The sequence below is a fragment of the Rhizobacter sp. genome (genome assembly GCF_035702065.1).
Lineage (GTDB): Bacteria > Pseudomonadota > Gammaproteobacteria > Burkholderiales > Burkholderiaceae_C > Rhizobacter.
The window spans coordinates 1-6,956 of record NZ_DASSRA010000461.1 but is presented as its reverse complement, the minus strand read 5'-3'; the positions used below and the strand labels follow the sequence as shown (position 1 = coordinate 6,956).

Genomic DNA, 6,956 nt, shown 5'->3' with positions numbered 1-6,956 from the left:
GCTGCGCGGGCGCGTCGGCCGCTCGCACCACCAGGCCTACGCCTACCTGCTGGTGCCGGACGTCGAAGGCCTCACCAAGCAGGCCGCGCAGCGGCTCGAAGCCATCCAGAACATGGAAGAACTGGGCTCGGGCTTTTACCTCGCCATGCACGACCTGGAGATCCGTGGCGCGGGCGAGGTGCTGGGCGAGAACCAGAGCGGCAACATGATGGAAGTGGGCTTCCAGCTCTACAACGAGATGCTGAGCGAAGCCGTGCGCTCGCTGAAAGCCGGCAAGGAGCCCGACCTGCTGTCACCGCTGAGCGTGACGACCGAGATCAACCTGCACGCACCCGCCCTGCTGCCGGATGACTATTGCGGTGATGTGCACACGCGCCTGAATCTCTACAAGCGCCTGGCCACGGCCGACAAGCCCGAGCAGATCGACGCCATGCTGGAAGAGATCACCGACCGCTTCGGCAAGCTGCCCGCGCAGGGCCAGACGCTCTTCGACGTGCACCGCCTGCGCGTGCTGGCCAAGCCCTATGGCGTGATCAAGATCGATGCCGCGCCGGCGCTGATGGTGATCAGCTTCCGCCCCAACCCGCCGGTGGATGCGATGCGCATCATCGAGCTGGTGCAGAAGAACCGCCACATCAAGCTGGCCGGCAACGACAAGCTGCGCATCGAGCGCCAGACGCCGGAGGCGAAGGACCGCGCCCAGCTGGTGCGCGACGTGCTGCGCTCGCTGGGCGCGCCCAAGGCCGAGGCCTGAGCACCTTCGATCAGGGGTTGGCGCGCAGCACCAGCTGCACCGCGTGCGTGCGCGGCTCGCGGATCGGCTCATAGCGCCACTGGGCCACGGCCTCGACGACGGCGCTATCGACCGACTTCAGGGGGCTGGAGCGGACCGCCACGTCCGACACCGTGCCGTCGGCATTGACGGTGAAGCCGACCACCACCTCGATGTCGTCTCGCATGCGGCGCAGCACCGAGCCGGGGAGCGACGGCTCGACAAGCTGGGTGAGCTTCAAAGGCAGCAGGGGCAAGGCCTGCGCGGCGGCAGGCGCCTCGACGACCTTCTCGGCCACAGGCGCTGCCGGCGAAGCAGTGGCCACCTCGGCCCGAGGCTCCTCCGCGACTTGCGGCGCAGCAGCAGGTGCGGTGACAGGCGCGCTGGTCCTGGCAACCACGGGCTTGGGAGCCGCGACCGCCGCAGGCAGCGCCGGCACGGTGCGCTTCTCTGCAGGTGCCGCTACGGCTTCAGGCGCGGCATCGGGCTTGATGCGAACCTTGAGCTTGCTGGCCTCGATGATCATGCGCATGGGGTTGTCGGCGTCTCGGGCAGCGCGGCTGGCCGCACCGGGATCGCGGGGCGCCGTGGGGGTCTGGGCTGAACCGGGCAGTGCCTGGGCAAGGGCACACAGTGCGAAGGCAAGGTGAAGGCGGGAGAAGCGCATGAATCGTCGGCCTTGTGGGCAATGGTTCTCGTTTCGATAGAAACGGTGCGGAGCTTCGCAAGCCGCATGCCCGAACGCAAGGGCGTCATGCGGGACAATCGCACTTTTGTCACACTCCCCCGCCCTTTCTCATGACGTCTTCGCTCCCGGGTCTCGTGATCCGGCACATCACCCCGCCGCTTTCGCTGAGCGACTTCAAACTCATCGCCTTCGACATGGATTCGACGCTGATCAACATCGAGTGCGTCGATGAGATCGCCGATGCCGCCGGCCGCAAGGCCGAGGTGGCCGCCATCACCGAGGCCGCGATGCGCGGCGAGATCGCCGACTACAAGGAAAGCCTGCGCCGCCGCGTCGCCCTGCTCAAGGGCGTGCCGGTGAGTGCGATGCAGAAGGTGTTGAACGAGCGCCTGCGCCTCAACCCCGGCGCAACCGAGCTGGTGCAGGCCTGCAAGGGCGCCGGCATGAAGGTGCTGCTGGTCTCGGGCGGCTTCACCTACTTCACCGACCACGTGCGTGACCGCCTGGGCATCGACTTCACCCGCAGCAATGTGCTCGAAGCCGAGAACGGCGTGCTCACCGGCCGCATGGTCGATCAGCCCTGGGGCGACATCTGCGACGGCGAAGAGAAACGCAAGATGCTGCTCTCCACCTGCGCGCAACTCGGCATCTCGCCCAAGCAGGCCATCGCCATGGGCGACGGTGCCAATGACCTGCCGATGATGGGCGAAGCCGGTCTCTCGGTGGCCTACCACGCCAAGCCCAAGGTGCGCGAGCAGGCCATGGTGGCGATCAATGAAGGCGGGCTCGACCGCCTGCTCGAAGTCGTTCGCTGATCAGTTCGCAGGTCAGTGGACGGCACCCGCTGCGAAGCGGGCGTCAATGCCAGTGGTGAGCGCCGTCTCCAGCAGCAGGTGCAGCGCGCCCACCAGCTCGGGCAGAGGCAGAACCGACAGGTCGGGCACGTGCACGAAGCCGCCGCGGGTGCCCTGGAGCAAGGGCTGCGTGGCCAAGGCGTACATCAGGCCGTAGAAGACGTGGTTGCAGACGAAGGTGCCAGCCGTCTGCGACAGCTCGGCAGGCACGCCGTGCCGCTGCAGCGCCTGCAGCATGGCCTTCACCGGCAGGCTGCTGAAGTAGGCGGTCGGGCCTTGCAGCACCACCGGCGTGTCGACCGGCCGCGCGCCCTGGTTGTCGGCCAGGCTCGCGTCGTTGATGTTGATGGCCACCCGCTCCAGCGAGAGCGCGCTGCGCCCGCTGGCCAGGCCGAGGCAGACCACGAGCGACGGGCGGTGCGCCACCAGCGAGGCCTGCAGCGCACGCAAGGACGCACCGAACACCGTGGGCAACTGGACCGACAGCACGCGGTGCCCGGCGATCTGCCGCCCGTGCAAGGCCTGCGCACCCAGCCAGCTCGGGTTGAGCGTGGCACCGCCGAAGGCATCGAAGCCCGTGAGCAGCACGGTGGGAGAACTCAGGCTGTGCGCCGCCATGGCCGTCGCGTCAGGTGGCCTGCGAGGGCATCACCACGATGCCGTCTTCATCGGCATACAGCCAGTCGCCGGGCCGCACCCACACGCCCTGGATCTGCACCGCCACGTCGCGCTGGCCCTCGTTGCGCTTCTCGGTGGGCAGGGGCATGAGGGCGAGCGCGCGGATGCCCAGGTCGCAGGCGGCCAGCTCGGCGCTGTCGCGCACGCAACCATCGACCACGATGCCGGCCCAGCCGTTCTTCGCGCCCGCTGCGCCGAGGTTGCCGCCGACCAGCGCGCGCCGCAGCGAGGCGCCGCCGTCGACCACCAGCACGCGGCCTTCACCCGGCGTGTCGAGCGCGGCCTTGACCAGCGAGTTGTCCTCGAAGCACTTCACGGTGGTCACGCGGCCGGAGAACTTGCGGCGCTTGCCGAAGTCGTGGAACGCCGGCGGCAGCACGCGGAAGCTGCCATCGGTGCTGTTCTTGTGGACGTCGCACAAGTCGCAGGTGGCGAAGTCGACAGCAGCTGGGGTCGTGGTCATCGGAGTGGCTACCTTCTCATGACAGATGCGATGCCCCGAGTTTGCCATCTGACACTCCGGATTCGACCCGATGCGCCCGGCTGCCTGGCGGGGCCATGCTTGCGCCCACCATCACAACCATCCACGGGAGATTTCCATGACCATCGCGCACCCACTTCGTCGCCGTCAACTGCTTGCCGGCACGGCTGGCGCCCTGGCAGCGGTGCCACTTGCCGGCCTGCCTGGCTCCGCCGGCGCTCAGGCGAAAGCACTGCCGCCCTACGTGGCCTGGAAGGATGCCGACAACCTGATCGTCCACAGCGCCGGCACCATCGAGACCAAGCGCAGCGCGATGGGGTCGAGCGTGATCACCCCTGCAGAGCGCCTCTTCGTGCGGAACAACCTGCCGGCCCCGGCCGACAACCTCGTCGCCAACCGCGACGCGTGGCAGGTCAGCTTCGAAGGTCTCGCCACGCCGGCCACTCTGACGCTGGGCCAGCTCAAGTCCATCGACGTGACCACGGTGGCCACGGTGCTGCAATGCAGTGGCAACGGGCGCGGCTTCTTCCCGAGCAAACCCAGCGGCACGCCGTGGAAGGTGGGCGCGGCCGGCTGCGTGCTCTGGAGCGGCGTGCCGCTGCGTTCGGTGGTCGACGCGCTGGGCGGTGTGCCTGCAGGCGCGCTCTACATCACCGGCACCGGTGGCGAGAAGCTGCCCGATGGTGTGGACCCGCTGAGCGTGGTGGTGGAGCGCTCGGTGCCGATCACGGCACTGAATGACGCGATCCTGGCCTGGGAGATGAACGGTGCACCGCTCACGCTGGCGCACGGCGGCCCGTTGCGGCTGGTGGTACCGGGCTTCCAGGGCGTCAACAACATCAAGTACGTGAAGCGCATCGCCCTCGGCACGACCGAAAGCAGCGCCAAGATCATGTCGCACGGCTACCGCATGACGCCGCCGGGGCAGAAGCCCGACCCGTCGCAGGCCTCGGTGTTGCGCATGAACGTGAAGTCGTGGGTCAACTCGCCGAATGCCGATGGCGGGCCGGTCGCGGCAGGCACCACGCAGATCCTCGGGGTGGCCTTCAGTGGCTCGGGGCCCATCAAGCGCGTCGAGGTGTCGGTGGACGGCGGCAAGACCTGGCGCACCGCCAAGCTGATCGGCCCCGATCTCGGCCCCTTCGCGTGGCGCCAGTTCGTGCTGCAGGCCAACCTGCCGGCCGGCACCCATGTGCTGGCCAGCCGCGCCACCGATGCTGCCGGCAACGTGCAGCCGCAGGAGCGCGAAGAGAACACCCAGGGCTACAACAACAACAGCTGGGCCGACCACGCGGTCAGCGTCACCGTCGCGTGAGTGCTCATCATCTTTTGCCGCGTCATCTCTTGCGGCGTTATCTCTTGCTGGGCGCAGCACTGTGGTGCGTAGGCTTCGCCGCCCAAGCGGCGGGCGAGGCCGAGCGCGAAGCGGGCCGCAAGCTCTTCAACAGCGGCACGCAACCGAGCTGCGCGGTGTGCCACACCCTGCGCGATGCCGGCGCGGAAGGCGCGGTGGGCCCGGTGCTCGACGAACTGCAACCCGACGAGGCGCGGGTGGCCAATGTCCTGCGAACCGGCCTGGGCGTGATGCCGCCCTTTCGCGACAAGCTGACCGAGCAGCAGATCGCGCTGCTGGCCCGCTACGTGGCGCAGGCGAGCGCACCACCGCGCTGAATCAGCTCGTCTTGCGCGCCAGCGCCGCCTGGCGGATGGCCGCGAGGGTGCTGCGGCTCGTGCTCACGTCAGCGTCGAGCTTCAGGTGCAGCAACGCGGGCTTCGCCGCAGCCAGTGCCTGCGCGAAGGCGGGCTCGAATTCCTCGGTGCGCGACAGCGTGAAGGCCTGCCAGCCGTAGGCCCGCGCGAGCGCCGCGAAGTCGGGGTTGAAGAGATCGCTGCCGCTCACCCGGCCGGGGAACTCGCGCTCCTGGTGCATGCGGATGGTGCCGTAGGTGCCGTTGTCGACCACCACGCTGATGAGGCGGGTGGCGCCGTAGCCGGTGGCGGTGGCGAGCTCCTGCCCCGTCATCAGGAAGTCGCCGTCGCCGGCGATGTTGACCACGGTGCGCTGCGGGTACAGCAGCGAGGCCGCCACCGCCGCCGGCACGCCGTAGCCCATGGCGCCCGAGGTCGGCGCCAGCTGGGTGCGGCCGTGGTGCTGCAGGCCGGCATAGCGACAGTAGCGGTGCAGCCAGCCGGCGTAGTTGCCGGCGCCGTTGGTGTAGACGGTGTCAGCCGGCGCGAGGCGCTGGATGGTCTTGATGACCACCGCCATGTCGAGCGGTTGCACGGCGGGGGCCACGTGGTTGGTCTCGTAGTCGGCGTGGGCCTGCTCCGTCCAATCGCCCCAAGGCAGCTGTGGCGGTGCGGCGAGGCCTTCGAGCGCCTTGGCGGCACTGGCCATCGACGACTGCAGCAGCAGGTCGGCGGCGTACACACGACCCAGTTCCTCGGGCCCAGCGTGGATGTGGATGAGCTTCTGCACCGGCCGCGGCGGCTGCAGCAGCGTGTAGCCGCTCGTCGTCATCTCACCCAGGCGTGGGCCGATGGCGAGCACGAGGTCGGCCTGCCGGATGCGCTCGGCGAGCTTGGGGTTGATGGCGATGCCCACGTCGCCGGCGTACTGCGGGTGGTTGTTGTCGAAGGTGTCCTGGAAACGGAAGGCGCAGCCCACCGGCAGCTTCCAGTTCTCGGCGAAGCGCTGCAACGCGGCACAGGCCGCGGCGTCCCAGCCGCTGCCGCCGGCGATGACGAAGGGGCGCTGCGCGGCCAGCAGCATGCTGCGCACCTCGCGCAAGGCGCCGGGTGCAGGCCAGGCATGCGCCGGCTCGGCGCGTGGCAGCACCGGGGCGCTGGTCGGGCGGGTGAGCATGTCCTCCGGCAGCACCAGCACGACCGGGCCGGGGCGGCCCTGCATCGCGGTGTGGAAGGCACGCGAGACGTACTCGGGCAGCCGGTCGGCGTCATGCACCTCGCCCACCCACTTGGCGAAGCCCAACGTGCCGGGGCCGAACATCTGGCGGTAGTCGACCTCCTGGAAGGCCTCGCGGTCGCGCTGGTCGCTGGCGACCTGGCCGATGAAGAGGATCATCGGCGTCGAATCCTCGAACGCGGTGTGCACCCCGATGCTGGCGTTGGTGGCGCCCGGCCCGCGCGTCACGAAGCACACGCCGGGGCGGCCGCTCAGCTTGCCTTGGGCCTCCGCCATGAAGGCCGCACCACCTTCCTGCCGGCAGGCGATGAAGCGGATCTGCTCGCGGTGCTGGTGGAAGCCGTCGAGCACGGCCAGGTAGCTTTCGCCGGGGACGCCGAAGGCGAGCTTCACGCCCTGCGCGGCGAGCGCGTCGGCGAGGATCTTCCCGCCGTGGCGCGTCTTCAGATCGGATTTCATGCGCTGACCTTTTCGAATCGCGCGGTGAGCGCCGCGCAGCAATCGGCCACCGCCTCGCGCGCGGTGTCGAGCACCCCGCCCATGACGATGAAGCCGTG

General features: G+C 69.2%; 8 protein-coding genes. 4 read left to right on the top strand and 4 right to left on the bottom strand.

The window, feature by feature from the left end:
- Positions 1-754: TRCF domain-containing protein (locus VFL64_RS20295; protein ID WP_489542199.1), on the top strand; the 754-nt coding region annotated here is incomplete at its 5' end.
- Between the two features lie 10 nt (positions 755-764).
- On the opposite strand, the gene VFL64_RS20290 is transcribed toward VFL64_RS20295, so the two are convergent.
- The gene (locus VFL64_RS20290) at positions 765-1,304 is read right to left on the bottom strand and encodes an energy transducer TonB (protein ID WP_489542198.1); all 540 of its coding nucleotides are present in this window, start codon (positions 1,302-1,304) and stop codon (positions 765-767) included.
- Between the two features lie 266 nt (positions 1,305-1,570).
- Here VFL64_RS20290 and serB point away from each other — a divergent pair, with 266 nt between their 5' ends.
- Positions 1,571-2,275, top strand: a complete 705-nt coding sequence (serB, locus tag VFL64_RS20285; RefSeq protein WP_489542197.1) for a phosphoserine phosphatase SerB — start codon at positions 1,571-1,573, stop codon at positions 2,273-2,275.
- 12 nt (positions 2,276-2,287) lie between these two features.
- On the opposite strand, the gene pcp is transcribed toward serB, so the two are convergent.
- Complete coding sequence (gene pcp / locus VFL64_RS20280) at positions 2,288-2,932, bottom strand: pyroglutamyl-peptidase I (RefSeq protein ID WP_489542196.1); 645 nt, start codon at positions 2,930-2,932, stop codon at positions 2,288-2,290.
- Positions 2,933-2,942: 10 nt separating this feature from the next.
- On the bottom strand, positions 2,943-3,455 hold the full coding sequence (gene rraA, locus VFL64_RS20275; RefSeq protein ID WP_489542195.1) for a ribonuclease E activity regulator RraA: 513 nt from the start codon (positions 3,453-3,455) through the stop codon (positions 2,943-2,945).
- A gap of 136 nt (positions 3,456-3,591) precedes the next feature.
- On the opposite strand from rraA, the gene sorT reads away from it, so the two are divergent.
- Complete coding sequence (sorT, locus tag VFL64_RS20270; protein WP_489542194.1) at positions 3,592-4,788, top strand: SorT family sulfite dehydrogenase catalytic subunit; 1,197 nt, start codon at positions 3,592-3,594, stop codon at positions 4,786-4,788.
- Positions 4,789-4,817: 29 nt separating this feature from the next.
- Positions 4,818-5,144 carry a SorU family sulfite dehydrogenase c-type cytochrome subunit gene (gene sorU / locus VFL64_RS20265; protein WP_489542193.1) on the top strand — a complete coding sequence of 109 codons (327 nt, stop codon included), beginning with the start codon at positions 4,818-4,820 and terminating at the stop codon, positions 5,142-5,144.
- A 1-nt stretch (position 5,145) separates the two neighbouring features.
- Here the strand turns inward: sorU and VFL64_RS20260 are convergent, their stop codons facing one another.
- Positions 5,146-6,858, bottom strand: coding sequence for a thiamine pyrophosphate-binding protein (locus tag VFL64_RS20260; RefSeq protein ID WP_489542192.1), 1,713 nt, complete (start codon positions 6,856-6,858; stop codon positions 5,146-5,148).
- Positions 6,859-6,956 lie beyond the last annotated feature (98 nt).